26 protein-coding genes and 1 riboswitch are annotated in these 26,693 nt (G+C 73.5%); of the genes, 8 read left to right on the plus strand and 18 right to left on the minus strand.

The window, feature by feature from the left end; all coding sequences use genetic code 11:
- Positions 1–739: 739 nt before the first annotated feature.
- Positions 740–1,516 (minus strand): AraC family transcriptional regulator, encoded by a 777-nt coding sequence (locus K1T35_RS45045; protein WP_220257748.1) that lies wholly within the window; start codon positions 1,514–1,516, stop codon positions 740–742.
- A gap of 43 nt (positions 1,517–1,559) precedes the next feature.
- Here K1T35_RS45045 and K1T35_RS45050 point away from each other — a divergent pair, with 43 nt between their 5' ends.
- Positions 1,560–1,973, plus strand: a complete 414-nt coding sequence (locus K1T35_RS45050; RefSeq protein WP_220263260.1) for a DUF2000 family protein — start codon at positions 1,560–1,562, stop codon at positions 1,971–1,973.
- Here the strand turns inward: K1T35_RS45050 and K1T35_RS45055 are convergent.
- The 3 genes from K1T35_RS45055 to K1T35_RS45065 all read right to left on the minus strand — a co-directional run bounded on the left by K1T35_RS45055 (position 1,948) and on the right by K1T35_RS45065 (position 4,515).
- Positions 1,948–2,874: an LLM class flavin-dependent oxidoreductase gene (locus K1T35_RS45055; protein ID WP_220257749.1), complete on the minus strand. Its 927-nt coding sequence runs from the start codon at positions 2,872–2,874 to the stop codon at positions 1,948–1,950. The two genes, K1T35_RS45050 and K1T35_RS45055, sit on opposite strands and share 26 nt — an antisense overlap.
- On the minus strand, positions 2,867–3,979 hold the full coding sequence (locus K1T35_RS45060) for an NAD(P)/FAD-dependent oxidoreductase (RefSeq protein WP_220257750.1): 1,113 nt from the start codon (positions 3,977–3,979) through the stop codon (positions 2,867–2,869). The genes K1T35_RS45055 and K1T35_RS45060 overlap by 8 nt, the downstream gene beginning before the upstream one ends.
- A 65-nt stretch (positions 3,980–4,044) precedes the next feature.
- Entirely contained in the window at positions 4,045–4,515 is a 471-nt protein-coding gene (locus tag K1T35_RS45065) for a MarR family winged helix-turn-helix transcriptional regulator (protein ID WP_220257751.1), read from the minus strand.
- A 94-nt stretch (positions 4,516–4,609) separates the two neighbouring features.
- Between K1T35_RS45065 and K1T35_RS45070 the strand changes: the two genes are divergently transcribed.
- Positions 4,610–5,824, plus strand: coding sequence for a low temperature requirement protein A (locus K1T35_RS45070; RefSeq protein WP_220257752.1), 1,215 nt, complete (start codon positions 4,610–4,612; stop codon positions 5,822–5,824).
- Between the two features lie 14 nt (positions 5,825–5,838).
- Here K1T35_RS45070 and K1T35_RS45075 read toward each other — a convergent pair whose 3' ends face one another.
- The 6 genes from K1T35_RS45075 to K1T35_RS45100 all read right to left on the minus strand — a co-directional run bounded on the left by K1T35_RS45075 (position 5,839) and on the right by K1T35_RS45100 (position 11,276).
- Positions 5,839–6,162: a PspC domain-containing protein gene (locus K1T35_RS45075; protein WP_220257753.1), complete on the minus strand. Its 324-nt coding sequence runs from the start codon at positions 6,160–6,162 to the stop codon at positions 5,839–5,841.
- A 106-nt stretch (positions 6,163–6,268) separates the two neighbouring features.
- Positions 6,269–7,552 (minus strand): ABC transporter substrate-binding protein, encoded by a 1,284-nt coding sequence (locus K1T35_RS45080; protein WP_220257754.1) that lies wholly within the window; start codon positions 7,550–7,552, stop codon positions 6,269–6,271.
- Positions 7,549–8,772: a branched-chain amino acid ABC transporter permease gene (locus tag K1T35_RS45085; protein ID WP_370645269.1), complete on the minus strand. Its 1,224-nt coding sequence runs from the start codon at positions 8,770–8,772 to the stop codon at positions 7,549–7,551. The genes K1T35_RS45080 and K1T35_RS45085 overlap by 4 nt, the downstream gene beginning before the upstream one ends.
- Positions 8,765–9,643, minus strand: coding sequence for a branched-chain amino acid ABC transporter permease (locus K1T35_RS45090; RefSeq protein ID WP_220257755.1), 879 nt, complete (start codon positions 9,641–9,643; stop codon positions 8,765–8,767). Before K1T35_RS45090 ends, K1T35_RS45085 begins: the two co-directional genes overlap by 8 nt.
- Positions 9,640–10,473: an ABC transporter ATP-binding protein gene (locus tag K1T35_RS45095; protein ID WP_255621362.1), complete on the minus strand. Its 834-nt coding sequence runs from the start codon at positions 10,471–10,473 to the stop codon at positions 9,640–9,642. The genes K1T35_RS45090 and K1T35_RS45095 overlap by 4 nt, the downstream gene beginning before the upstream one ends.
- On the minus strand, positions 10,470–11,276 hold the full coding sequence (locus K1T35_RS45100; RefSeq protein WP_220263263.1) for an ABC transporter ATP-binding protein: 807 nt from the start codon (positions 11,274–11,276) through the stop codon (positions 10,470–10,472). Before K1T35_RS45100 ends, K1T35_RS45095 begins: the two co-directional genes overlap by 4 nt.
- A gap of 325 nt (positions 11,277–11,601) precedes the next feature.
- Between K1T35_RS45100 and K1T35_RS45105 the strand changes: the two genes are divergently transcribed.
- Positions 11,602–13,821 (plus strand): AAA family ATPase, encoded by a 2,220-nt coding sequence (locus tag K1T35_RS45105; protein ID WP_220257756.1) that lies wholly within the window; start codon positions 11,602–11,604, stop codon positions 13,819–13,821.
- 25 nt (positions 13,822–13,846) lie between these two features.
- Here K1T35_RS45105 and K1T35_RS49670 read toward each other — a convergent pair whose 3' ends face one another.
- Entirely contained in the window at positions 13,847–14,806 is a 960-nt protein-coding gene (locus K1T35_RS49670; RefSeq protein ID WP_304940839.1) for a LytR C-terminal domain-containing protein, read from the minus strand.
- Between the two features lie 107 nt (positions 14,807–14,913).
- Entirely contained in the window at positions 14,914–15,219 is a 306-nt protein-coding gene (locus tag K1T35_RS45115) for a DUF3263 domain-containing protein (protein ID WP_220257757.1), read from the minus strand.
- Between the two features lie 139 nt (positions 15,220–15,358).
- Between K1T35_RS45115 and K1T35_RS45120 the strand changes: the two genes are divergently transcribed.
- Entirely contained in the window at positions 15,359–15,931 is a 573-nt protein-coding gene (locus tag K1T35_RS45120; protein WP_220257758.1) for a peptide deformylase, read from the plus strand.
- 18 nt (positions 15,932–15,949) lie between these two features.
- On the plus strand, positions 15,950–16,561 hold the full coding sequence (locus K1T35_RS45125; protein WP_220257759.1) for a hypothetical protein: 612 nt from the start codon (positions 15,950–15,952) through the stop codon (positions 16,559–16,561).
- On the opposite strand, the gene K1T35_RS45130 is transcribed toward K1T35_RS45125, so the two are convergent.
- Both K1T35_RS45130 and K1T35_RS45135 read right to left on the minus strand, forming a co-directional pair.
- Positions 16,558–17,022 (minus strand): nitroreductase family deazaflavin-dependent oxidoreductase, encoded by a 465-nt coding sequence (locus K1T35_RS45130; RefSeq protein ID WP_220257760.1) that lies wholly within the window; start codon positions 17,020–17,022, stop codon positions 16,558–16,560. The two genes, K1T35_RS45125 and K1T35_RS45130, sit on opposite strands and share 4 nt — an antisense overlap.
- A 4-nt stretch (positions 17,023–17,026) precedes the next feature.
- A complete protein-coding gene (locus tag K1T35_RS45135; protein ID WP_220257761.1) occupies positions 17,027–17,797 on the minus strand; it encodes an SDR family oxidoreductase in 771 nt (256 codons plus the stop codon).
- A 74-nt stretch (positions 17,798–17,871) separates the two neighbouring features.
- On the opposite strand from K1T35_RS45135, the gene K1T35_RS45140 reads away from it, so the two are divergent.
- Positions 17,872–20,952: a BTAD domain-containing putative transcriptional regulator gene (locus K1T35_RS45140; RefSeq protein WP_220257762.1), complete on the plus strand. Its 3,081-nt coding sequence runs from the start codon at positions 17,872–17,874 to the stop codon at positions 20,950–20,952.
- A gap of 32 nt (positions 20,953–20,984) precedes the next feature.
- Here K1T35_RS45140 and K1T35_RS45145 read toward each other — a convergent pair whose 3' ends face one another.
- The 4 genes from K1T35_RS45145 to thiO all read right to left on the minus strand — a co-directional run bounded on the left by K1T35_RS45145 (position 20,985) and on the right by thiO (position 24,083).
- Positions 20,985–21,749, minus strand: a complete 765-nt coding sequence (locus K1T35_RS45145; RefSeq protein ID WP_220257763.1) for a Gmad2 immunoglobulin-like domain-containing protein — start codon at positions 21,747–21,749, stop codon at positions 20,985–20,987.
- A 229-nt stretch (positions 21,750–21,978) separates the two neighbouring features.
- Entirely contained in the window at positions 21,979–22,746 is a 768-nt protein-coding gene (locus tag K1T35_RS45150) for a thiazole synthase (protein WP_370645270.1), read from the minus strand.
- Positions 22,743–22,943 (minus strand): sulfur carrier protein ThiS, encoded by a 201-nt coding sequence (gene thiS, locus K1T35_RS45155; protein ID WP_220257765.1) that lies wholly within the window; start codon positions 22,941–22,943, stop codon positions 22,743–22,745. The genes K1T35_RS45150 and thiS overlap by 4 nt, the downstream gene beginning before the upstream one ends.
- 3 nt (positions 22,944–22,946) lie before the next feature.
- Positions 22,947–24,083: a glycine oxidase ThiO gene (gene thiO, locus K1T35_RS45160; protein WP_220257766.1), complete on the minus strand. Its 1,137-nt coding sequence runs from the start codon at positions 24,081–24,083 to the stop codon at positions 22,947–22,949.
- A riboswitch (TPP riboswitch) is annotated at positions 24,073–24,181 on the minus strand. (Overlaps the previous gene by 11 nt.)
- Positions 24,182–24,229: 48 nt before the next feature.
- On the opposite strand from thiO, the gene thiE reads away from it, so the two are divergent.
- Complete coding sequence (gene thiE / locus K1T35_RS45165; protein ID WP_220257767.1) at positions 24,230–24,898, plus strand: thiamine phosphate synthase; 669 nt, start codon at positions 24,230–24,232, stop codon at positions 24,896–24,898.
- 449 nt (positions 24,899–25,347) lie between these two features.
- Positions 25,348–26,670: a hypothetical protein gene (locus tag K1T35_RS45170; protein ID WP_220257768.1), complete on the plus strand. Its 1,323-nt coding sequence runs from the start codon at positions 25,348–25,350 to the stop codon at positions 26,668–26,670.
- Positions 26,671–26,693: the final 23 nt, after the last annotated feature.

Consider the following 26,693-nt stretch of genomic DNA (forward strand, 5'->3'; position numbering starts at 1 on the left):
TCCTGGATGATCACGGCGACACCGCCCCTCGGGGCAGGGCCCGCGCTCAGGTCGGTGATCAGCAGGAACGGGACACCTCCTGCAGAGGTGTCTCCCCCGGTCAGAACACCAACTGCAGGGGCGCAGGCCAGGTCCCGATTCCGCTGATCACACCCCAAGTTCCAGGGGTGGCCGGTGGCGAGGACGGGACCACAGCCGGTCGCGTTGCACGCAACCGCGGTGGTCTCGTCGGGAACGGGCGTTTCCCCGCGTCGGGGACGGCCGCCCAAGCAACCACATGATTCGGTAGTGCACCCAACCCGGCCACCCCGAGAAGGCGACGCGGCCGAGGCGAACCAGCGGGAACACGACGACAGCCCCCGGCTGGTGGGTGAGGCCCGGGGGCTATCCGGGGCCGGGAACGGCGCGCCCACGAAGGCGTCCGGCACCCGGCCGCACCCCCGGGGGCGCGTTCCGCGGAACGCACCGCGACCAAGACGGTGATCAGCGGCTCGGCGCGAAACCCGACGCGCCACGTCGGGAAACGCGCCAACCTGACGATCACAGGCCCGCCGAGCCACCCAGCCCGGGCACTGTGGAGCCCGGCGCGCTCGCTCTCGGCTGACGCACCCCGTCGACGGGGTGCCTGACCTACGACGGGCCGCGTCGCCCGACACGGGTTGCGCCGGCGGCCCAACCGCGCCGAGCGGCGGTCCGAGCTCGGCGGCCGGAGGAACGATCAGGAAGTTCGGCTGGAGGATCAGGCGCCGCGGGCGTAGCGACCCGGCGTCGTCCCGACCAGCCGCGTGAAGTGCCGGTGCAGGTGCGCCTGGTCGTGGAACCCGACGCCGACGGCCACCTGCGCCACCGGCTCGCCGGTGAGCAGGCGGCGGCGGGCCGCCTCCACCCGCCTGCCGGTGAGGTAGCGGTGGGGCGGCAGGCCGTACGCCCGAGTGAAGGAGCGCACCAGGTGTGCGGGGTGGGCGTGCAGCCACGCGGCCGCGTCACGAAGCGTCAAGCCGGCCACCACCCGGGCGTCGAGCAGGTCGCGCAGGTCGGCTGCCAGCCGGTCGGGAGCGGGTGCCGGCGCGGGGGCCCGCAGGTGCTGCCGGATCCGGTCGGCGATCAGGGCGAGCCGGCTCTCGGCCTCGAGATCCGCCGCGGGGGCCTCCAGCACCCGGTGCAGCTGGTGGACGCGCCTGCGCAGCAGCGGGTCGGCGAGCGCGGGCGCATCGACCGCCTGCCCGGTGAACGCGGCGTCGAGGACCTCGGTGTCGAGGTAGAGCACCCGCTTGCGGAAGCCGTGTGGCGTCGCGGCCCGCCCGGTGTGGGCGACGTGCGGCGGCAGCAGCGTGACGCCGGGACGCAGGGCGCCGTGCTCGTGCCGGTCGAGGTCGTAGCGGATCGCGCCCTCGTCGACGACGAGCAGCGTCCAGGTGTCGTGGGTGTGCTCGGGGTACGCGTGGTCGGTGAACCACGCGTGGAAGACCTCGGCGATCCCGGGCACCCGCGGCGCCCACGCCCGCACGTCAGGCACGTGAAGAACGTACAAGACCGGCGGCACCGCGGGCGGGCACGCTCTGCACGTGCGTTTCGACACCAAGATCGCCGTGCTGCTGCGTGACGACCTGCAGGTCTGGCAGCGGTTGAACGTCACCGCCTTCCTGGCCAGCGGCATCGCGGCGAACCCCGAACTGCTGGGCGAGCCGTACGCCGACGCGGACGGCACCCTGTACACGCCGATGTTCCGGCAGCCGGTCGTCGTCCTCATCGGCGACTCCGACGTGATGGCGGCGGCCCACGAGCGGGCGGTGCGCCGCGGGTTGCCGACCGCCGTCTATACCGAGGAGATGTTCGCGACCGGCCACGACGAGGCGAACCGGGCCGTCGTTCAAGCGGTGGCCCGCGACGACCTGAAGCTGGTCGGGCTGGCCGTGCACGGGCCCCGCAACGCCGTGGACAAGGTGCTCAAGGGCGCGACGCTGCACCCGTGACCGCGATCGCTTCGCGCACGGCCGGGGCGATCTCCCTGGCCCACCGGGTGAGCGAGCCGGCGTCCGGCGTGCCGCCGCTCGGCGAGAAGAGCATGAAGCCGGATGCGCCGTGCTCCAGCACGGCCCCGGTCAGCTCCTCCACCCACTGGTCGACGGAGCCGCCGACCCAGCGGCCGTTGCGGTCGCGGGTGGCGATCAACGGACGATCGGTGATGCGCCCCGGGAAGTTGAACACCGTGCGTACGTCGCGCGGATCACGACCCACGGCCACCGCCGCGTCGTCGATGACCGGCCGCGACGCCCGGTAGCGATCGCTGCGCCAGTCGGCCGCGTGGCCGGGGATCCAGCCGTCCGCGACCCGGCCCGTGGCGGCGAGCGACTTCCTGCCGACCGACCCCGTCCACACAGCAGGGGCGGCCACGGGTGCCGGGTCGATCTGGTTCACCTGGTAGTGCCGACCCTCGACGGTGACCGGCGGGCCACCTCCCGAGAGCTTCTTGACCAGGACGATCGCCTCCTCGAACGCGTTCACGGCTTCCTCGGGAGAAAGCCGCGGCACCCCCATGTCGGCGATCCGGTCCCACAGCCCGCCGGCGCCCATGCCCAGCACCACGCGGCCCCCGGAGAGCGCCGACAGCGACGTGACCGTTCGCGCCAGCATGGGGGCGGGCCTGGTCGGCAGGTTGGTGACGTTGGCGAAGCCCGCGATCCGCTGCGTGCGTCCGAGGGCGAAGCCGAGGGCGGCGTACGCGTCCAGGCGCTCGCCGATGTACGGGTGGTCCGACAGCGAGAAGACGTCGAGCCCGTCCCGATCTGCCTGCTCGACCATCCCCAGTAGCTCCGCCGTGTCGTCGATGCCGCTGTGGGCGCCGAACCCGAAGACGACCCCGCGCTCACGCATGGTCCTTGTCCTTCCCTGCGATGCCGAACAGCTCGGCGAAGCGGCCTGTGAACAGGTCGGCTCCCTTGTACTCGGCGACGGTCGTCCTGGGGACGCCGGTCGGACCGTCGGGCCCCGGCAGCTGGCCGACGCCGCCGCGTGGTCCGAGCGGCAGCAGGATCATCGGGTCGGGCAGGGGCTGGTACGTGGCCGTGGTCTCCTCACCGGCCAGGCGAGCGGAGATGTTCTGCGCGACGACCTCGGCGTGCCGCATCGCGTTGCCGGCCATCTTGGGCTCGGCGACGTCGGTGATGTCGCCGATCGCGTAGATGTGGTCGTACCCGTGGACGTTGAGGGTCTCGGTGACCGGGACCAGACCGCTCGGGGTGCGCGCCGTGAGCAGGCCATCCGCGAGGTATGCGCTGTTGACGTGCACGCCGTGGGCGCGGAACCAGATGTCGGCGGTGATCTCGTCGCCGGCGGTGGTGCTGACGGTGAATGCCCCGAGCTGACCGGGCTCGGTCACCGGTGGGGCGGCCAGGCGGGTGCGGAGCCGCAGCTGGACGTCCAGCTCGTCGAGCTGGTGGTGCAGGTCCTCCCGCACCTCGGGCAGGAAGCCGGGTAGCAGCTGCTCCGACGGGTCGACGATGGTCACGTCCTTGTGCGGCCAGACCTCCTTGATCTCACCGGCCAGTTCGAGGCCGACCGGACCGGCGCCGACGATCAGCACGCGATCGGCGCCGATCAGCTCCTTGTGGGTCGTGCGCAGGTGGTCGAGCGCCTCGGCGACGGATTCGGCGACGGGCTTGGCCGGGTAGGCGTAGCTGGAGCCAGTGGCGAGAACCATGTGGTCCGCCTCGACCCGCAGGCCGGACGCCAGCGTCACGCCGCCGGGGTCGACCGATGCCGCGCGGCCCCGGATCACCGTGCCCCGAGCCAGCAGCGTGTCGAAGGGGAAGAACATGTTGCCCGCCCAGTCGGGCTGGGCCAGCCCGCGCAGCGAGCCGGCCGAGTTGACGAAGGCGTCCCGGGGATCGACGAGGATCACGTCGGCCGTGGCGTCCAGCACCTTGGCGACCGCTGAGCCCCCGTACCCTCCGCCGATCACGACGACGGTGCGACTCATGATGCACTCCTAAGAGAGTTCGTGCCACGAACAATATTAGTTCGTGGCACGAACTGCACTGTGGCTTAGCGCACGGTCGAGCCGCAGTCCGGCTCCAGGAAGACCATCGGGACCGCGTTGTCCTCGACGATGCGGCCGAGCAGGGAGGCGAGCGTGTCGCGCTCTGCGGCGTTCAGGCCGGCGGGCAGCTCGGCGACCCGCCGGCACGTCTCGACGTAGAACTCCTCGGCGAGCTGCCTACCCTGCTGCGTGAGCGCCACCCGCACGGCGCGCATGTCCTTCGGGTCGGCATCCCTGCGCACCAGGCCGTTGCGCTCCGTGCGGTCCACGAGGCCGGTCAGGCTCGACTTGGCGAGCCCCAGCGTTGCCCCCAGCTCGCCCATGCCGTACGCCTTGCCCATCAGCACGCACAGCAACTGGCCCTGCTGCGGCGTGAGGCCGTACTCCCGGCCCGACTCGGCGTAGACCGCGTTCACCAGGAACGCGGAGCGCACCAGCGCCCCGACTATCCCGATCTCATCGCCCGGCTCGGCCATGCCGAAAGCCTACCGAAAAATTCGTATGGCGAACTGTCCCGCCTCGAGCGATCCCCCTGGTGACCACGCCCCCGATTGGTGCACGATCTGCCGCATGAGCACACCAGGTCGGGGTCGGCGCCTCGAGACCGTCGATGAACGCGAGTCGGTCAGCCCGCTCGAGCTGTTCTTCGACCTCGTGTTCGTGTTCGCGCTCACGCAGGTCACCGAGTTCATGGCCGAGCACGCCGGCCCCGTCGACGTCCTGCGCGGCGTACTGGCCATCACCGTGCTGTGGTGGTGCTGGATCGGCTACTCGTGGCTGGCCAGTCTGGTGCGGGCCGAACAGGGGGCCATGCGCCTCGGGCTGTTCGCCGCGATGGCGGCCATGTTCGTCCAGGCCATCACGATCCCGGAGGCGTTCGACGACCTGCCGGGCGGCCTGCACGGGCCGATGGTCTTCGCCGTCTGCTACTTCGTGGTGCGGGCCGTGCACATCGTGCTGTTCTGGGTGGCCAGCCGGGAGGATCCGCAGCTGCGTGGTCAGCTCCTACGCTTCCTGCCCTCGATGCTCGCAGGCACGATCCTGCTGTTGATCGCGTCGCAGACCTCCGGCACCACGCAGACGGTCCTCTGGTTCGCCGCACTCGCGGGCGACTACCTCGGCACGCTCGCGGCGGGCAGCAAGTGGCGGATGGGCTCGGCACCCCATTTCGCCGAGCGGTACGGCCTGATCATCATCGTGGCGCTGGGCGAGTCGATCGTTGCGATCGGGGTGGGCGTGGCCCACCTGCCGATCTCTTGGCCGATCATCGGGGCCTCTGTACTCGGCCTCGTCGTGGCGGGAGCCATGTGGTGGGCGTACTTCGACGTCACGGCGCTGATCACCGAACGGGCCCTGACCGCGGCCGACGGCGAGCGGCAGATCAGGCTGGCCCGCGGCGGCTACACGTTCCTGCACCTGCCGATGGTCGCCGGCATCGTCCTCATGGCGCTCGGGCTGAAGAAGGTGCTGGGCTACGTCGGCGGCGAGGACGGCCACACCGTCGCCGACCCGATCTACGGCATCCCGCTGGCCGCGCTCTACGGCGGCGCTGCCCTGTACCTGCTCGGGCACATCGGCTTCAAGCGCTACCTCACCGGCTCACTGAACCTGGAACGGCTGGTCGTCGCGGTGTTGCTGGTCGCCCTGATCCCGGCTGTGGCGATGCTGCCTGCGCTGGTCTCCCTCGCCGTGCTGGCCGTCGTGCTCAGCGCGTTGATCGGCTACGAGACCTTCCGCTACGCCGAAGAGCGCCGACAGGTGCGGGGCGCCGCCCACGAACACTGACCGCGCCGCGCCGGTCACGGCTCGTCGGTCTCGGGCGCCAGCATCCAGATCGCGGCGTAGATCACGATGCCCATACCGAAGCCGAGCACGGTGAGGGTGACGAGGCCGATGCGGATCACGGCCGCGTCCACGCCGAGGGTCTCGGCGAGCCCGCCGCAGACCCCGCCGAGCATGCGGTCGGTGCGGCTGCGGCGCAGCCGGAACTTCGGCTTCGCGGCGGCCTCGGGCGCGGGCGTCAGGTAGGGCGGCACGCCCGCGTCGCCCGCGTCGCCCGGGATGGCCGGGTCGGGAGCGTCCTTGGTGAGGCGGGTGGTGGCCGATTCGGTCGTCGAGTCCATACCTCGACTCTCCCGCCCGCACCGGCCCGCCACCTCCGGGTCCGTCCCCGGCTCACCCCCGGAGTTCAACCCTGAGGCGAGCATTCCCCCGCCGGTCGAGTGTCGGTCAGGCCCCCTGCTGGTGCGGCGCCTTGTAGGCCTCGGCCTCCGCCGCCGTGAACGGCGCGACGAGCTGACGCAGCCCGCCCTCCTGGGCCGGGTCGGCCTGCGCGATGTAGACCGAGCGGCTCGGCGGAGACCCGGCCTGCGAGAAGTCGAGCTCGCTCGCCACGAGGTTCTCCGTCGTGATGTTCTGGCTCGCCAGGAACGCGTCGTGCACGCCCTTGCGGGTGAGGTCGCCGTTCTCGCAGGCCTGCGTGAGGATCTGCTCCCAGATCAGGCCGCCGGCGTAGCCGTAGGGCACGCCGTAGTTCTTGGCCCCGTCCGGGAACTTCGCGGTGAAGGCCTCCCGCACCTCCTTGGCCTTCGGCACGTCCGCGGAGTAGGGCACGGAGCTCGCCACCACGAACAGGTCGCCGACCGACGCGGCAGCAGGCCCCGCGAGGTTGGTGGCGGGGTCGAACACGGGGTTGTTGCCCAGCACGGGCACGTTCAACCCGAGTGCGTTGGCCGCGTTGAGCGCGGACGCCGTCTGGGCGGGCGAGGTGGTCAGGAGGATCGCCTTGACCCCGGCGCCCTGGAAACCGGTGACGATGTTCGTCATGTCGGTGTCGGTGGCCGCGATCTTGGCGGGCTGCAGGTTCATCCCGTGCTGCTGCGCGTAGTACTGCGCCCCGAGGAACCCGTTGTCGCCGTACTCCCCGCCGATGTAGATGTGGCCGAGCGTGTCGCCGTCAGCGATCAGGCCCTGCTGCTGCATGTATGCGAGGCCGTTGATCATCTCCAGGTCGTAGGTGGTGCCGGGGATGATCTGGTACGGGTTGTCGAGGATGAACGACGACCAGGACAGCGCCAGCGACGTCACCTCGTCGGTCTCCAGGTTGCCGCGCAGCGCCGCGTTGATCGGGGAACCGAGCAGCTGCAGGTAGCCGAGCACGTTGGGCTGCTGCTGCCGGTACACCGTGGTGGCGGTGTCGGCCTTGTAGCCGCTGTCGGCGATCTCCAGCGCGATCTGACGGCCGCAGATCCCGCCGCGCCCGTTGACCTCGTCGGCCCACAGCTGGTTGCCCTGGATCAGAGCGGTGCCGAGGTTCCGGAACGGTCCGGAGGTGTCGCCGAGGACCCCGAGGGTGATCGTCTCAGCGGAGACACCGACGTCCGTGGCCACCGCCCCCGCACCCCCGCCGCCGGCTCCCGGCTCGGGCGCCTGCGTGGTGCAGCCCGCCAACACCAGCGCCGCGACGATCGCCGCCGGAACGCCCGCGCGGCGCCATGTCCGCCGTAGAGTCATGATCGGTCCTCTCCTGGGGGTGCCGACCGCGGCTCGGTTGCCGCGGTCCGGTCGGGGTGGAACCTGCGCGTCGCGAACCCCGCGACCCGGCGGCCGATCGCCGCAAGGCCGCCCGGTTCGAACAGCACCACGAGGATCACGGCGAGGCCGTAGACGTAGAGGCTGATCACCGTGGGCGAGAGCCCCGCGAGGGTGTCGCCGAGCCCGAGGTCGTCGGCGAACAGCGTGAGCACCTGCGGCGTGCCGTAGACGATCAGCGCGCCCACCACCGCGCCGGGGATCGAGCCGAGCCCGCCGATGATCGCCATCGCGAGGAACGCGATCGAGGTGTTCAGCCCGTACGTGCCGAACTCGCTCTCGTCCGGCTTGAGCAGGCCCAGCCAGAGCGTGACCATCACCCCGGCCAGCCCGGCGTACGCGGCGCTCACGGCGAAGGCGCCCGCCTTCGCCCGCAGCACGTCGACGCCCATCACCGCGGCGGCGGCCTCGTTGTCGCGCACCCCCCGCCACGCGCGGCCCACCCGGCTGCGCACGGCCCCACGGGCCAGCACGAACGCGATCACGGTGAACGCGAGGAACAGGTACCAGAGCCGCTCCGACTGCCGGAACGGCACGCCGAGCACGGCGAGGTAGCCCTCGTTGCTGAACGAGAAGCCGAACAGCGCAAACGGCTCCGGGTTGCGCCCGCTCGCGGCGCCGCCGGTGAGCATCGGCAGCGCCTGCCCGAGGTAGAAACCGAGGAACACCAGCGCGAGCGAGGCCACGCCCAGGTAGATCCCTCTGAGCCGGCCTGCCACCGGCGCGAACGCGAGCCCGGCCAGCGCGGAGATCGCGACCGCACCGACGAGCGCGAGCAGCGGCGGCAGCCCCAGCCCGACGATGTACTCGCTGCCTGCCTGCTCGGTCTCACCGGCGAGCACCGCGTAGGACGTGCCCCCGACGAGCAGGAAGAAGGCGTGGGCGAGCGAGAGCTGGCCCGCCTGGCCGATCACGAGCGTCAGCCCGATCGCGCCGACGGCGCCGACCATCACGTACTGGCCCGCCGACAGCAGGCCCGGCCCGACGTAGAGCGGCAGCGAGAGCAGGACGAGCAGCAGCACCGCCCATGCGATGGCACGCAGCACCGACCCGCGCCGCGTGCTGGGCGAGGGAGCGGCCGGCGCGCGGACCGCCGTGACCACGGTGCCGTCTGTTCGCTCCGGCGAGCTCCGCTCAGACACGTGTCAGCTCCCTCGTCCCGAAGAGCCCGGCGGGCCGCACGACCAGCACGATGAGCATCACGAGGAAGACGGCCACCTTCGCGAACGGGATGGACACGTACACCTCGGTGAGCGCCTGCGTCAGCCCGACGACGACGCCGCCGACCACCGCGCCCGCCGTCGAGTCGAGCCCGCCGATGATCGCGGCCGGGAACGCGGCGAACGCGATGGCGTGGGTGGTGCGGGAGAGCCCGGTGCCGGAGAAGTCCTGGGTGACGATGAACATCACGGCCACGCCCGCGAGCGCGCCCGCCACCAGCCACGCCGTGGCCGTGACGCGCGAGCTGCGGATGCCCATGAGCGCGGCGGCCTCGCGGTTCTCGGCCTGCGCCCGCATCGCGATGCCCCAGTTCGTGAACCGGAAGGCCAGGAAGAACGCTGTGATCAGCACCAGCCCGACGACCAGCGCGACCGATTGGGTGCTGAACAGCGTGACGCCGCCCAGCTGGATCGGCCGCGCGTCCCACGGCGCGCCCAGGTACGGCACGGTCGTGCCGAGCCTGCGGAAGATGTCCTCGACGACCACGACGTCGATGCCGATCGTGAGCAGCGCGAGGCTGTCGGGGGTGGCGAAGCGGCTGCGCGAGAGCAACAGCCGCTCGATCAGCAGGGCCGCGAGGCCCGCGCCGCCGATCCCGAGCGCGGCCGCGAGCGGGAAACCGAGGGTGTCGACGGTGACGGCGATCAGGTAGCCGCCGATCAGGGCGAGCGACCCGTGGGCGAAGTTGATCACCTCCGTGGCCTTGAAGATGACCACGAAGCCGAGCGCGAGGAGCGCGTACACAGCACCTTTGCCCAGGCCGTTCACGAGGAGCTGGACGAATGTGTTCATCGAGTCTCCTCCTCGTCGGCTGCCCCCAGGTAGGCCCGGACGACCTCTGGATCGCGCTGCACGGCCGCGGGCGCTCCGTCGGCGATGAGCCGGCCGAAGTCGAGCACGCTGACCCGGTCGGCGATGCCCATGACGAGCCCCATGTCGTGCTCGACCAGCAGCACCGATATGCCCAACGCGTCGCGCAGCGCGCGGATCGTGCTCGCCATCACCGCGGTCTCCACGGCGTTGAGCCCGGCGGCGGGCTCGTCGAGCAGCAGCACGCGGGGCTCGACGGCGAGCGCGCGGGCCACGTCCACGAGCTTCGCCACGCCGTACGGCAGCGCGGCCACCGGTGTGTGGAGCCGGTCTGCGATGCCGAGGAACTCGCAGATCTCGGCCGCCCGCTGAGCGTGCACCCGTTCCTGGCGGGCGACCCACGGCAGCCGCAGGCCACCCGACAGGAACCCGCCGCCGGTGAGCGTGTGCCTGCCGAGCAGGACGTTGTCGAGCACCGTCGAGTGTTGCGAGAGCGCGATGTTCTGGAACGACCGCCCGATGCCGAGCCGGGCGAGGCGGTGCGGCCGCATCCCGGTGAGGACCGTGTCGCCGAGCCGGACGCGGCCCGCCGTCGGCCGGTAGACCCCGCAGATCACGTTGAAACAGCTCGACTTCCCCGCGCCGTTGGGGCCGATGAGCGCGTGCACGGTGCCGGGACGCACGGTGAACGACACGTCGTCGAGGGCGCTGACGCCGGCGAAACGCAGGTTCACCCCCTCGATCCGCAGCTCGGGGACGTCGGCGCGGTCGGTCAGCGGCTCGGCGCCCGCGTGGGCCGTGTCCGCGCTCACCGGGCCCACCTGGCCAGGGTGCGCCCGGACAGCTGCCGCTCCGCCTCGCGGGCCTCGGCCGCCGCCTGCTCGGCCGACTCGGCGTGACCGCCGAGGTAGAGCCGCTGGACCTCGTCGCTCGCCGCCAGCTCCGACGCGGGGCCTGCGAGCGCGACGCGCCCGACCTCGAGCGCCACCGCGTGGTCGGCCACCTGCAGTGCCATCGTCGCGTTCTGCTCGACGAGCACGACCGCCGTGCCCTGGGCGTGGATGTCCCGGACGATCGCCGCGATGCGCGCGACCATCTGGGGCGCGAGGCCGAGTGACGGCTCGTCGAGCAGGAGCAGCTTCGGCCCGGACATCAGGGCCCTGCCGATCGCCAGCATCTGCTGCTCGCCTCCGGACAGCAGCCCCGCACGCTGGCGGGCCCGCTCCACGAGCACCGGGAAGAGCTCGTGCACCCGTTCGCGAGCGGCCGCGCGGGCCACCGCCGACCTGGCCCCGAGGCCACCGGCGCGCAGGTTCTCCTCCACGGTCATCCGGGCGAACACCTGCCTGCCCTCCGGCACCGCGACCACCCCACGGCGCACGATGGCGGCCGGGTCCATGCGGTCGACCCGGGTGCCGTCGACGAGCACCTCGCCCCCGGTGACCGCACCGCCATGCATCCGGACCGTGCCCGAGACGGTCCGCAACAGCGTCGACTTCCCCGCCCCGTTGCCGCCGAGCACCGCGAGCACGCCGTCGCCGACCTCGACGTCCACGTCCTCGAGGGCGCGCACCGAGCGCCCGTAGCGCACCGACAGCCCGCGCACGCTCAGCACCGCGACCACTCCCGTCGCAGGTGCGCCGTACCTCGTCGTACCGCCACCCTCGAGCCCCTTCGCCCATGGCCGCACCGCCGGCGGCAGGGGCACATTGTGGACAGGGATGCTCCAGTCGAACCACCCCCACGTGGGGAGGAATCGCCCGGAATGTTGACACCCTGTTATCCCCCCGACGCCGAGCTGTAGCGCATCGCGCACGTCCACCCACGCTGAGTGACAACAACTCGCGCGCACTCACCCCGCGACTCGCGGGGGCCAAAGGCTCCCTGATGCACGCACGGCCTCACCGCGATGCACTCCCCTCCCCGATAGCGTCTGCCACGTGGTCGCCTCCATCACCCTGGTCGCCCGGCTCGCCGCCTCCGCGGTGGACGCGCGGCGCGGCGTCGTCCGCCTGCACCCCGAGGTCATCGACGCGCTCGGCCTGCGCTCGTGGGATGCGGTGACCTTGACGGGAGCGCGCGTGACCACCGCTCTCGTCGCCCCCGCTGCCGGGCCTGCCGGGCAGGCCACCCTCGACGACGTGACGCTCTCCAACGCCGGGCTCTCCGACGGCGCCTCGGTGGTGGTGGCACCGGCGAACGTCGAGCCCGCGCGGCGGGTCACGCTCACCGGGTCGCGCCTCGCGCGGGCGGCGCTCACGCCGGAGACGGTCCGGTTGGCGCTGGTCGGCAAGGTCGTGACCGGCGGGGACGCCGTGTCGCTGCTGCCGCAGGACATCGTGCCCGCACCGGGCCTAGACGCCCCCGCTGCCCGCCAGCGGGTCGCGGGCGCGCTGGGGAGCGCGTGGACCACGGAGCTACTCACCGTCGCCTCCGTCGATCCGGCCGGTGCCGTGGCCGTGCGGCCGAGCACCGTGGTGGGCTGGGAGGGCGGCCCGGCCACCGGTGGGTCTCTCGACGCGTCGTCCCCGCCTGCCACGAGGGCAGGCGCACCGGCCCGCCCCGCGCCGCAGAGCCTGCCCGCGGAGCCCGCCCTGCCGGTGGAGGAGCTCGTCGGCAACACCGATGCCGCCCGCAAGCTCGTGGAATGGCTCGAGCTCACCCTCGACCGCCCCGAGCTCCTCACCCGCCTCGGCGGGAGCGCACGCCTCGGCGTGCTGCTCGTCGGGCCGGAAGGGGTCGGGAAGCTGACGCTCGCGCGCAGCGCGGCCGCGGCCGTCGGAGCCACCACGGTGGAGCTCGCCGCACCCGGGATCGCGGCGCTCGAGGCGGCCACCGCCTCGCAGCGGGTGCACGAGATCATCGGCAAGGCGCGCGCGGGTGGCCGCACCCTCCTCGTCGTCACCGACGTCGAGGCGCTGCTGCCGGCGGCGTCGCCGCCGCCGCTCGCCACGGTCGCCCTCGACGCGCTGCGTGCCGCGGTGTCCACCCCGGGGCTCGCGCTGATCGCGACCACGTCGGCACCGGAGTCGGTCGACCCGCGGCTGAGGGCGCCCGAGCTCGTCGACCGGGAGCTCGGCCTCGCCCTCCCCGACCTGCGCACCCGCGCCGAACTGCTGCGCCGCCTGCTGGCCACCGTCCCGCTGGCCGACGACGTGGACCTCAAGGCGGTGGCCGAGCGCGCGCCCGGGTTCGTCGCCGCCGACCTCGTCGCCGTGCGCCGGGAGGCGGCCGTGCAGGCGGCACTCCGGCACCCCGGCGAGGGCGAACCGCGGATCCGGCAGGAGGACCTGCTCGACGCCGTCGGCTCGGTCCGCCCGATCTCCATGTCGTCGTCGGACACGCTGCAGACCGGCGGCATCACGCTCGACCAGGTCGGCGACATGGTCGAGGTCAAGCAGGCGCTCACCGAGTCGGTGCTGTGGCCGCTGCAGTACCCCGACTCGTTCGCGCGGCTCGGCGTCGCGGCCCCGCGGGGCGTGCTCGTCTACGGCCCACCCGGGTGCGGAAAGACGTTCCTGCTCCGGGCGCTGGCCGGCACGGGGCAGCTCAACGTGTTCGCGGTGAAGGGCGCCGAGCTGCTCGACAAGTACGTCGGCGAGTCCGAGCGCGCGGTCCGTGAGCTCTTCCGCAAGGCCGCGGACGCCGCGCCGGCGCTCGTCTTCCTCGACGAGGTGGACGCGCTGGCGCCGCGACGCGGGCAGTCGTCCGACTCCGGCGTGGCCGACCGCGTGGTCGCGGCCCTGCTCACCGAGCTCGACGGTGCCGAGCCGCGCCGCGACGTGATCGTCGTCGGCGCCACCAACCGGCCCGAGCTGATCGACCCCGCCCTGCTGCGGCCCGGACGGCTGGAGCGGCTCGTGTACGTGCCGCCGCCGGACGCCGCCGCGCGCGCCGAGATCCTGCGGGCGGCGGGCCGTCACATTCCGCTGGCCCCGGACGTCGACCTCGACGCCCTTGGCACCGAGCTGGAGGGCTACTCGGCCGCCGACTGCGCCGCCGTGCTGCGCGAGGCCGCGCTCACGGCGATGCGGGAGTCCCTCGAAGCCGCAGAGGTGACCGCCGCGCACATCGCGGCGGCACGTGCCGCGGTGCCGCCGTCACTCGACCCGCTGCAGCTCGCACAGCTGCAGGCCTACGCGGACCGCCGCCCCTCCTGATGTCAGGTGGTACCGGACCTACGGGCTAGCGGCGGCCGTAGTCGTTCGTGACGATCACGATGATGCCCGGTGTGGCGTGCTGCAGGCCCTCGAAACGGGAGTTCACCCGCATCCCGAACTGCTCGGCGAGCGCCTTCGCGGGCGCCTCCTCGTTGGTGCCCGGCCGGTAGTACACCGTGGTGGTGGGGATGACCCCCTGCGGGTAGTTGCCGATCTCGTCGATCGGCCAGCCCGCGTTGCGGAAGTCCTCGGCTGCCCGGGTGGCGAGGCCGCTGATCGTGCTGTTGTTGTAGACCCGCAGCGGGAGCCTCGTGGCGCTCGTGCCGCCGCCGCTGCGTCCCGCCGTCGTGCCGCCGGTGCGGGCGTCGCCGCCGCCACCACCGCTCGGTGCCGGGGCAGGAGCCGCCATGGGCTCGCCACCGCCGCCGGAAGGCGCTGGAGCCGGGGCCTGCTGCGGCGCCGGGGCACCCGGGTCCTGCTGGGGCGCCGGAGCCGCGCCAGGAGCGGGTGCCGGAGCGGGCGCGCCGGGGGCATCGGGTGCCGGGGCGGCGCCGGGATCAGGGGCGGCTTGCGGGGCGGGAGCCCCTGGAGGCACCTCGGCTCCGGGTGCAGCAGGCGCGGGTGCAGGCGCGCCGGGCGGAACCGCACCCGGTGCGGGTTCACCGGGCGGCGGCATTGCGCCCGGTGCGGGCTCCCCTGGCGGCGGAACCGCCCCCGGTGCGGGCTCGCCCGGCGCGGGCTCTGTGAACGACGGGATCGGAACCCCGGCAGCGTCCGTCGGCACCGGTTCCGCAGGCGGTGGCGCGGTGACGGGCGCCTCGGTGACGTTCGACGCGTCGGCCGACGGCGCCACGGTGGTGGCCGGGCCGCCGTTCGTGGCCATGCTCGCCAGGCCGATGACCGCGGCGACGACCGCGACGCCGATCAGCCCGAGTCCACCGAGCCGCAACGGCGACGGACCGCCACCAGCACCTGGCGTGGTCACGACCGGACCTCGACTGCGGTCGCGGGCTCGATCACGCTGGCCTCCGTGTGTGGGGTTCCGGTCAGTGAGGAGTCGCCGGGGCGACCCGATGGTCGATCATGCTGCCGTCACCACGGCTCGATTCCCAGGCGGCGCGCCGCACGGGTACGTTGCCGGCTGGCGCGCAGCCTGCGGAGCCGCTTGACGAGCAGCGGGTCGACCGCGAGGGCTTCCGGCTTGTCGACGAGTGCGTTGAGCACCTGGTAGTAGCGAGTGGCGGACATGTCGAAGAGCTCGCGGATCGCCTGCTCCTTGGCACCCGCGTACTTCCACCATTGCCCCTCGAAGGCGAGGATCTCGCGCTCCCTGCGGTCCAGTGCGCCTGCCGCGCCGCCGGCGGGAACACGCCCGCTGGGTTGGGTGGCCGACTCCATCACGCTCCTCGGGGGCCTCGCTCAGGGTGAATGACACGCCTGTCATTCGCGTCGGCCATTGAACCACGGGAACCGGACAGGAACCGGGGAGGCACGCGCTGCCCGATCGGGAAACCGCGGGACCACGTAGGGTCGCGACGTGTCCGTCCGTCCCATCCGCATCATCGGCGACCCCGTCCTGCACCGACCAACCCGCCCTGTCGACACCTTCGACGACGCGCTGAAGACGCTGGTCGAGGACATGTTCGACACCATGGCCGCCGCGGAGGGGGTCGGGCTCGCGGCGAACCAGATCGGGGTCGACCTGCGTCTGTTCGTCTACGACTGCCCGGACGAGGAGACGCGGACGCGGGTGCGTGGTGTCGTCGTCAACCCGGTGCTCGAGACGTCCGAACGGCCTGAGGTCATGCCGGACCCGGACGACGACGAGGAGGGCTGCCTCTCGGTGCCGGCCGAGCAGTTCCCCACCGGCCGCGCCGACTGGGCACGCGTCACGGGGGTGGACGCCGACGGCAAGCCGGTGGAGGTGGAGGGCCGCGGGTTCCTCGCGCGCTGCCTGCAGCACGAGACCGACCACCTCGACGGTCTTCTCTACATCGACCGTCTCGTCGGCCGCCACCAGCGCGCCGCGAAGAAGATGCTCAAGCGCAACGGCTGGGGGGTGCCCGGGCTCTACTGGGACCCGGCAACGCAGGACGCCGAGGACGTCTGAGAAGTACGCTCCGGGCACATGCGGATCTACGCGGAGCGCCCGGGCCGGGCAGGCCTCCAGCTGCTGGCCGACCTGCTGGCCGCGGGGTGGATCTGGCTGACGATCGTGACCGCGCGCGCGGTCCACGACTTCGTGCTCGGTATGCAGCAGCCGGCCCGGACCCTCGCCGGAGCGGGCGAGTCGATCCGCGGGGCGTTCGACAACGCGGCGCGCACCGCGGCGAACGTGCCGTTCGTCGGCGACGACCTCGCGCGAGCGCTCGGCGCAGGGACCGGTGCGGGCGACTCGCTCGTCGACGCCGGACGCGAGCAGATGGAGTCGATCGCACGCGTCGCGTACGGGACCACTGTCGCGACGGTGCTGCTCGGCGCGATGCCGCTGCTGCTGATGTGGCTGCCGCTGCGGGTGCGCTACGCGCGGCTGGCCCGCTCCGCCGTCACCGCCCGCGCCGTCGACTCCGACCTGCTCGCCCTGCGCGCCATCACCCGCCGTCCGGTCCGCGCTCTCCTGCGGATCGCACCCGACCCGGCGGCGTCATGGCGGCGCGACGAGCGGGCGGTGGTGCACCAGCTCGCAGCTCTGGAGCTGCGCAGCCTCGGCCTCCGAGCTCCCCGCACGCCGCCCGACTAGGGCGCCGCCGGTAGCCGGGTCAGCACGACCACGGGGATCTCGCGCGGCGTCAGCGCCTCGTAGCGGTGGTAGATCGGTGCGAGCGTGGTCATCGCTCTCCAGAGCCGCTGACGTTCCGCGCCGGTCACCGTGTCGGCCCGAGCGAGGAACTTCTCCGCCCGCACCTGCACGTGCACCTCGGGGTGGGCCTCCACGTTGAGGTACCACTGCGGGTGGCGGGCGCTCACGGCAGATCCGGACGCCACCAGGACGTAGCGGTCTGCGTCCCTCCCGAAGAACAACGCGGTTCGCCGTGTCGCGCCCGAGCGGCGGCCGATCGTGGTCAGGACGAGGTTGGGGACGCCGCCTTCGAGGTAGCCGTCGCGTCCCTCCGTGGCGAGATACCGCTCGACGTGTTCTGCGACCGAGCGGTCGGGGCTGTCGGTCACCCGGCCGTGGTCGTCCCATGGGTACGTCGTCATCTCGTCAGCCCTGCTCAGGTGCGGTGATGCCCTGGCCCCAGCCGCCGTCGACGGGGAGCTCGGCCGCGGTCGTGAACGTCGCGTCGAAGGCGAGGAACAGCGCCGCCCGCGCGACCTCCTCGATGGTGCCCGTGCGCTGCAGCGGCGTCAGCACGCTGCCCTGCTCCTCGAACGCGACCCGCTCTGCGTCGGTCATGCCGGCGACGCCCATGGTCGGGGTCTTGATGAAGCCGGGTGCCACGGAGTTCACGCGGATCCGCCGCGGCAGGAACTCGGCCGCGAACACCTTCGCGAAGGCCCGCACGGCGTCCTTCGACCCCGAGTAGACGCTCATCCCCGGGAAGACCTTGCCGTTCGCGACGGTCGTGAAGACGAACGCCCCGCCGTCGCGCACCAGCGGTGCGAGGCGCTGCACCGTGAAGAACACGCCCCTCGTGTTCACCGCGAACTGCCGGTCGAACGCCGCGGGGGTCACGTCCTCGAGCGGCTCGTCGACCTCCGCGAGCCCGTGATTGACGAACACCGCGTCGACCTGGCCCAGCGTCTCGCCGACCAGCAGGCCGAGTGCGTCGATGGCTGCCGGGTCCGCCGCATCGGCGCGGACGACGTGCGCCGCCCGCCCCGCGAGCGCGATCCTCGCCTCCTCGAGGGTCTTCTCGCTGCGGCCGGTCAGCACGACCTCCGCGCCGCCGTCGAGGAGCGCCGTGACGATCCCCAGTCCCATGCCGTGCGTCCCGCCCGTGACGACGGCCTTCTTGCCCGTGTATCCGTTCATGCCCACGACGGTGCGCGCACAGCGTTCGGATCCGGTCCAGATCGGGTACGGATCCGGTCGATACCGTGGATGTCGTGCGTTTCGGTGTGCTCGGTCCCCTCGCGGTGTGGACGGTGGGCGGGGATCCGGTGCGCATCGTCGAGACCAAGGTGCGTGCGCTGCTCGCCCACCTGCTGCTCGACCCCGGGCGGCCCGTTTCGGCCGACGCGTTGATCGAGCACCTCTGGGGCGGGTCCCCACCCGCCGATCCGGCGGCCGCGCTGCGCACGCGGGTCTCCCAGCTGCGCCGGGCACTCGGCAAGGAACTGGTCGGGTACAGCCCCGCCGGCTACCTGCTGCGCGTCGATGGGGATGCCGTCGACGCAGGGAGGTTCGAGGCGCTGGTCGGCAAGGCGCGCGCCGCCGACGACCCCGGGGCGCGCGCCGACCTGCTGACCGAGGCCCTCGCGCTCTGGCGCGGACCGGCCTTCGCCGACGTCGCTGACGAGCCGTTCGCGCGCGCCGCCGTCGTCCGGTTGGAGGAGCAGCGGCTCGCGGCCGTCGAGGAGCAGGCCGAGGCGCGGCTCGAACTCGGGGAGCACGACGCACTGGCCGCCGAGCTCGCCGGCGTGGTGGCCCGCCACCCGCTGCGGGAACGGCTGCGCGCCGTGCACCTGCTGGCGCTGTACCGGGCGGGCCGGCAGGGGGATGCCCTCACCGACTACGACGAGCTGCGCACGCGGCTCGCCGACGAGCTAGGCGCGAGCCCCGGCCCCGAGCTCGCCGCCCTGCACCAGGCGATCCTGCGACAGGACCCGGTGCTGGAGGCCGCCGCACCCGTCGCCCCCTCGCGCGTACCCGTCCCGTTCACCCAGCTGATCGGCAGGGAGGACGCGGTCGGCGAGGTCCGTGCGCTGCTCGCCGGCGGCAGGCTCGTCACGCTGGTCGGGCCGGGCGGGGTCGGCAAGACCCGCCTCGCCCTCGAGGCCGCGCACCCGCCCGATGTGGTCCACGTCGTCGAGCTGGCTGCGCTGCCGCCCGGCGAGGATGCGGCGTGCACGCTCGCGGAGGTCGTCGCGACAGCGCTGGGCATACGGGACGACGGCGCCGGCGCGGGCTCGCCGGTCACCCGGCTCGCCGACGCGCTGAGCCATCGGCGGATGCTGCTGGTGCTGGACAACTGCGAGCACGTCGCCGCGCCGCTCGCCGGGCTGGTCGACGAGCTGCTGCGCGCCGCACCCGGCCTGCGGGTGCTCGCCACGAGCCGGGAGCCGCTCGGGCTGGCAGGCGAGCGGCTGTACCTGGTCCCGCCCCTCGACGTGCCCGAGGACGGGGGCGACGAGCGTCCGGAGTCGCTGCTCGCGTTCAGCGCAGTCCGCCTGTTCGTCGCACGGGCCGCGGCGGCCGCGCCCGGGTTCGTGCTCGACGAGCACACCGCCGGAGCGGTCACCGCGATCTGCCGACGCCTCGACGGACTCCCGCTGGCCCTCGAGCTCGCCGCCACCCGCGTCCGCGGGCTCGGTGTGCACGAACTGGCCCGGCGTCTCGATCAGCGTTTCCAGCTGCTCGCCGCCGGCAGGCGCGGCGGTCCGAGCCGCCAGCAGTCCCTCCGCGCCGTGATCGACTGGAGTTGGGAGCTGCTCACCACCGACGAGCGCGTGGTGCTGCGCAGGCTCGCCGTCCACGTCGACGGGTGCACGCTCGCGGCGGCCGAAGCGGTGAGCGCCGACGAGGTCGTGCCCGCAGGCTCCGTGGTGGGCGTACTGGTGCGCCTCGTCGACCGGTCGCTCGTCTCGGTCGTCGAAGGACCCGACGGCCCTCGTTACCGGCTGCTGGAATCGGTCGGCGCCTACTGCGTCGAGCGGCTGCGGGAGGCCGGGGAAGCCGAGCACGTGCGCGAGCGGCACCGGCGCCACTACACAGCGCTCGCCGAACGCATCGCCCCGCAGCTGCGCGGCGCGGGCCAAGGGCAGGGGTTGCGGCAGCTGGACGCCGAAACCGCGAACCTGCGGGCTGCCCTCGACGACGCGGTGCGGGCCGGCGCAGCTGAGGCGGCACACCGGCTGGTGAACGCGCTGGTCTGGTACTGGGTGCTGCGGGGCAGGCTCGGCGAGGCCCGCCGCTCCCTCACCGCCGCACTCGACACCGCAGGCGCGGCTCCCGCCCGGGCCGCCACGGCGACCTGGCGCGCTGCGGTCGCCATGCGGCTCGGTGACGAGAACGGGCGCGCCGAGGCACCCGCGTCCGAGCCCGGGAACAGCCCGGACGAGCGATCCGCGCTCGCCGGTGCGCTCTGGTACGTCGGACACGCCAGCATCGGCTTCGGCCCGGAGGAAGCCAGCCTCGGACCGGTCGACAGGGCGTTGGCGCTGTTCCGGGAGTCGGGCGACCGCTGGGGGATTGCAGCCGCGCTCTGCAGCCGCGCCCGCCAGGCGCTCGGCCGCGGCGACCTCGCCGCGCTGCGCGCCGACGGCGAACACAGCCGCACGTTGTTCCGGGAGCTCGGCGACGGCTGGGGAGAGATGCAGGCCGGCTTCGTCCTCGGCGTGCTCGCGCAGATCACGGGCGACTACGCACGGGCGGCTCGCCTGCACCGCGGCGCCGTCCGCACTGCCGAGGAGCTCGGGATGTGGACCGACGTCTCCGACAACCTCTGCCAGCTCGGCCGCCTCGCGCTGCTCACCGGCGACCTCGCAGGCGCCGAGCGGCTCCACGACCAGGCCCGCAGGCTCGCCGCCGAGCAGGGCTACACGGTCGGCGAGGAGTTCGCCGAGATCGGCATCGCGCTCGGCGCCCGCAGGCGAGGCGACCTCGACCGCGCCGAACCACTGCTCCGCAAATGGCTGCAGTGGGACACGGCGATGCAGTCCGATCCCGGCGCCGCGCTCATACTGGCCGAGCTCGGCTTCATCGCCGAACTGCGGGGGGATGCCGAGTCGGCATCAGCGATCCACACCGAAGGTCTCATCGCCGCGCGCAAGAGCGGCGATCCCCGCGCGGTCGCCCTCGCGCTCGAAGGGCTGGCCGGCGCTCACGCGATCGGCGGAGACCGCGAACGAGCCGCTCGGTTGCTGGCCGAAGCCGCCGCCACCCGGGCCGCCGCGGGTGCGCCCCTGCCGCCCGCGGAGCGCGGCGACGTCGACCGCATCATCACCGCGGTGTCCGCCGCGCCGTGATGGGCGCGACCCACGCCCGTACGAGGCGTGAGTCAGCCCGATACCGTGATCGTCTTGTCGTCGAAGAGGACGGGACGCCCCTCGCCGTCGGACGGGTCGTCCTCGCGGATGCGGACCGTGTACTCGCCCGGCTCGAGGGTCACGGTGAAGGCGAACGGCGCGAAGCGCTGCCCCTCCGCGGTGCTCGTGAACCCCTGCTGGACAAGGGTGCCGCCCCGCAGCACCTCCCAGAGCACGGTGGCCTCGAACACCGCCGCCTCACCGCGCACCGCGACCTGACGGCCGACCCGCGCACCGTCGGCCGGCGAGTCGATCTGCACGAGCGAGCGCAGCGCGTAGGGGTCGCCACGCTCGACGGGCTCGGAGGTGCCGACGGCGCCCCACAGTTCGGGCACCGTCGCCCCGTCGACGAGGATCCGGACGGGGTCGGTCGCCTGCAGCGCTCCCTGCACCGTGAACACCAGTTGCTGCACGGTGAGCTCGGCGAGCTCGGAGCCCATCCGCGCGGGTTGGACACCCGTGAGGTCGACGACGATCGCACCGCCATCCCGCCGGACCGGTCCCCGCAGCGCGGAGCCGGGCGGCCAGTACGTGCGGTAGTCGGGGTCGATGCCGGTCGGGCCCGCGAGCATCTCGCGCACGGCGGCGCTCGCCCGGTCGTCCGTGACGACGGAGTGGAACTCCCGTTGCAGCCGGAGGCCCGCCGGGGTCTCGGCGATGTAGTACACGGGCACCGCGACGCGATCCCGGGGATCCGGCTCGGGCGTCGACGTGCCGGGAGCCGGGCTCGCGGACACGCCGGCCGATGGCACAACCGGTCCTGGTGCGGACGGTCCTGGCGCGGGCCCGCCGCAACCCGTCAGAACCACGAGAAGGACGAGCGCCCATCCGAGCCGCCGTGCCACCCCACCACCTCCGGACGCAGGTTCCCGCGAGCCCCGCACCCCACGCATCCGGCACGCCGAACCCACTCGAGTACCCCGGGTTCCGACGAACGCGCCGTTCGTCGGAACAGGGAGAGCAGATTCAGGCGTCGATCGCGGGGGACGAGGCCTTGGCCCAGTAGCGGCGGGGGATGCGGCCGGCGAGGCGGGCCGCGCGGCCCGCCTCCACCGCGAGGCGCATCGCGTGGGCCATGCGCTCCGGGTCGCCCGCGCGCGTGACGGCGGTGGCGAGGAGGACCGCGTCACACCCCAGCTCCATCGCCTGCGCGGCCTCGGACGCCGTGCCGATGCCGGCGTCCAGCACGACCGGGACGCCTGCCTGCTCGACGATCATCTCGATGTTGTGCGGGTTGCGGATCCCCAGTCCGGTGCCGATCGGCGAGCCGAGCGGCATGACGGCCGCGCACCCGACGCCTTCGAGCTTGCGCGCGAGCACCGGGTCGTCGTTGGTGTAGGGCAGCACGGTGAAGCCGTCGTCCACCAGCTGCTCGGCGGCGTCCAGCAGCTCGATCGGGTCGGGCAGCAGGGTGCGCTCGTCGGCCACGACCTCGAGCTTGACGAGGTCGGTCTCGAGGGCCTCCCGCGCGAGCCGCGCGGTGAGCACGGCCTCCGCGGCCGTGCGGCAGCCCGCCGTGTTGGGCAGGACCTCGATGCCGAGTCGCCGCAGGAGGTCGATCACCCCAGTGCCCGTGACGGCGTCGATCCGGCGCATCGCGACGGTGGTGAGCGTGGTGCCGGACGCCACCAGTGCTCGCTCCAGGATCTCCAAGTTGGAGGCCCCGCCCGTCCCCATGATCAGCCGGGACGAGATCTTGCGGTCCCCCACGAGCAGCGATTCGTCCATGGTCATCCTCCCTGCACCGCCGTCAGCACCTCCAGGCGCGCCCCCTCGGTGAGCGCGACGGACGCCCAGTCGGACCGGCGCACGACCTCGCCGTCGACCGCGACCGCGATCCCGTTCTCGGGAGCGCCGAGCGCGGCGAGCGCATCGCGCACGCGCGCGCCGTCGGCGAGCTCGCGCCGCTCACCATTGATCCACACCTGCACGTGCTACCTCCTCGCGAGCGAAAATCTGGCGGGGTCCGCGGCGCGCACCGGGTCGGGGACGGGGTCACCGCGCAGCAGCGCCAGGACGGCGTCGGCGGTGACGGGCGCGAGCAGCATCCCGTTGCGATGGTGACCGGTGGCCACGAGCAGGCCCTCCGGGCCGATCGCACCGATCAGCGGCAGGTTGTCCGGGCTGCCGGGCCGCAGCCCCGCCGCGCTCTCCACCAGCGCGTACTCGGCGACACCCGGCAGGACCCGCTCGGCGTCCCGCAGCAGGTCGCGCACCCCACCGACCGTGACCTCGGTGTCGAACCCCAGCTCCGCCTGGGTGGCCCCGATGACGAGCCCGCCGTCGTCGCGGGGCACGACGTAGACGGGGCGGCCGTCCACGAGCGCGCGCACCGTGCGCCGCGGTGGCGGGAACGCGCCTGCGCGGTGCGCGATCCGCAGGATCTCGCCCTTGACCGGGCGCACCATGCCGTCGAGCGCGGGGTGCAGCGAACCCGAGTGCGCTCCGGCGGCCACGAGCACGAGGTCCGCCTCGACGTCACCGCCGTCGGTGCGGACCCCGGTGACCCGTGCGCCGTCGTCGAGGACGGCTCGGGCCGCGCGTTCCACGACCGTGACGCCGGCCCGCTCGACAGCGGCGCGCAAGGCTGCGAGCAGCTCGCGGTTGTCGACGGCGAGGTCGTCGGGCACCGAAAGGCCGCCGCGGACGTCCGGGCCGAGCGCGGGCTCCATGCGCCGCAGCTCCCGGCCCGACAGCCGCTGGACGTCCCGGCCGATGCGGCCGAGGAAGTCCGCGAGGGTCTCCAGCTCGGCGCGGTCGCCCGAGCCGGTTGCCGCGACCACGGTGCCGTCGGTGCGCAACCCGGCAGACCTGCCGGCGGCCTCTTCCAGCTCGGCCGCGAATGCGGGCCAGCCGCGGACCGCGGCCTCGCCGAGCTCGAGCAACGCCTCCTCGCCCGGCCACGCCTCCGTGACGGGCGCGAGCATGCCGCCCGCCACCCACGACGCCCCCGACGCGGGCGCCGGGTCGAGCACCGTGACGCGCAGGCCGGCCGCGGCCGCGGCCGCGCGCCACGCACAGGACAGGCCGATCACGCCTGCACCGATCACCGTCAACGAGTTCGACATCATCTCCGCTCCCTGCGCCGGCATGACCCGGATCAGGTTCGACGGTCGGGATCTGTCGGATCCCCTCTCAGCCCGCAGTACGGGCTCCCGTGCGTCACCTGCCATTCACCCTACGCCCCGAGGTGCGCGTCCGCGTAACGTCGCACGACGTGCCTGGCATCGACGGCGCCACCGTGCGCAAGCGACTGGACGACGCCCGCCTCTACCTCTGCACCGGGGCTCGCCGCCGCACCGGCGACCTCGCCGAGTTCGCCGACGCGGCCCTTGCGGGCGGCGTCGACATCGTCCAGCTGCGGGACAAGGGCCCCGACGGTCCCCTCGAAGCCCGCGACGAGCTCGCCGCGCTGGAGATCCTCGCCGAGGTGTGCGCCCGCCACGGCGCCCTGCTCGCCGTGAACGACCGCGCCGACATCGCCCTCGCGGCAGGCGCCGACGTCCTGCACCTCGGCCAGGACGACCTGCCCGTCCGATGGGCCCGGGAGGTGGTGGGCGACGAGGTCGTGATCGGGCGCTCGTCGCACAGCCCGGACGAGACCGCGACCGCGGCCGACGAACCCGGCGTGGACTACTTCTGCGTCGGCCCCTGCTGGCCGACCCCCACGAAGCCCGGCCGCCCGGCCCCCGGCCTCGACCTCGTGCGCACGGTGGCCGGCCGCGCGCCATCGCGGCCGTGGTTCGCGATCGGCGGCATCGACCACGACCGGCTCGACGAGGTGCTCGCGGCGGGCGCAGAGCGCATCGTGGTGGTGCGCGCGATCACCGAAGCTGGGGACCCGCGCGCGGCGGCAGCGGCGTTCGCGGCGAAGCTGCGCCCCTGAGCAGCGGGCTCAGCGCGACCGGAGCGCGCGACGGGCTGCCCACCGCGCCCGGTACCAACGGATCATCCAGAGCCAGCCCAGGTGGTCGCCACGCGGGCGACGGCGGCTGGTCACCACCGGCCTCCGCGTGCTGCGATGGCTCGTCGTTGCGCTCGCGCGGTCGATGGGCGGACTGTGCAGGAACGAGTCGTCCCGCAGGTCGCCGACGAGCACCCAGGCGGAGCCGGCGCGCGTGCCCGACCGCTGCCAGACGCGTTGTCCTGGCGCTGTCCCGATCACGGCGGCGGAGTTCACGAGTACAAGGGTGTCCCTCGGCGGCGCCGGAGTCGTCATGGCTCGCGGGCATCTTCATTACCGGCTGGCTGCAGTGCGGCGGGCAGCCCTGGCAGGGATCCGTGGTTCGCAAGCTGTAAGGATCACGCGACCGTTCCCGAAGATAGCGTCCTCCCGTGCCGGCCACCGTTGCGAGGAGAGCCCGGATCTCCGGGACCGCGGCCGATCTCGTCGCCGTGGCCGGGACGGCGCTGATCGTGGTGGTCGCGGCCGTGGTCGGGCGGGTGCTGCTCGCGAGCGGGACCGACATCCTCCTGCCCTTTCCACCCCTGCTCGCCGAATGGTTGCCCCACGTCGGGCCCGGGACGCCGATGGCGGTCGTCGTGGCGGTGCTGGTCGTGACACGGGGACCGGACCTCGCGGACCGGCTGGCCTGGCGCCCGCTGCTGGCTGCGGGGTACGCGACCGCGGCGGCGTGGACGACGGCGCTCGCGCTGGTGGACGGGTGGCGGCGCGGCGTGGTCGAGCGCCTCACGAGCAGCCAGGAGTACCTGCACGACGTGCCGCGCGTGCCGGATGCCGGCGAGATGCTGCGCACGTTCGCCGATCACATCCTCACCGACCGGCCCGGCTTCTGGACCACGCACGTGGGTGCCCACCCGCCCGGCGCGCTGCTGACCTTCGTGTGGCTCGACCGGCTGGGCCTCGGTGGGGGCGGCCCGGCCGGGCTGTTCGTGATGCTCGTCGGCGCCGCCGCACCGGTCGCGGTGGCCGTGGCGGTGCGGGCGCTCGGGGCCGAGGATCTGGCCCGCAGGGCGCTGCCGTTCGGCGTGTTGCTGCCGGGTGCGGTGTGGGCGGGGGTCTCGGCGGACGGGATGTTCGCGGGCGTGCTCGCGTGGGGCGTCGCGCTGCTCGCGATCGGGGCCGTGGGGCGTGGGCCCCGGGCCGACCTCGCCGCGCTGGCCGCCGGGGTGCTGCTCGGCTGGTGCCTGTACCTGTCGTACGGGCTGGTGCTCGGGGGGCTGCTCGCGCTCGCGGTGCTCGCCGTCACCCGCAACGTGCGGGCCGGCCTGATCGCCGCGGTCGGGACCCTTGCGGTGGTCGGCGCGTTCACCGTGAGCGGGTTCTGGTGGTTCACCGGCTTCGAACGCGTCCAGGTGATCTACGCGGCCAGCATCGCGTCGACGCGGCCGTACGCCTACTTCGTGTGGGCGAACCTCGCCGCGGTGCTGTTCGTTCTCGGTCCCGCGGTGGTGGCCGCTGCACGGCGCGCGGTCGCCCTGCCGACCGGCGTCGCGCTGCTGGCCGGGGCAGGGCTCGCCGCGATCCTGCTGGCCGACGTGTCCGGGATGAGCAAGGGGGAGGTCGAACGGATCTGGCTGCCGTTCGCCGTCTGGCTCACGATCCCGTGCGCGCTGCTGCCCCGTGCCCGGTTCTGGCTCGCCGCGCAGGCCGGGCTGGCGCTGGCGGTCAACCACCTGCTGCTGACGGTCTGGTAGCGACGAGCCGGGGCATGGCCGGC

Origin of the sequence: Pseudonocardia sp. DSM 110487, assembly GCF_019468565.1 — a bacterium.
Classification (GTDB): Bacteria; Actinomycetota; Actinomycetes; order Mycobacteriales; family Pseudonocardiaceae; genus Pseudonocardia.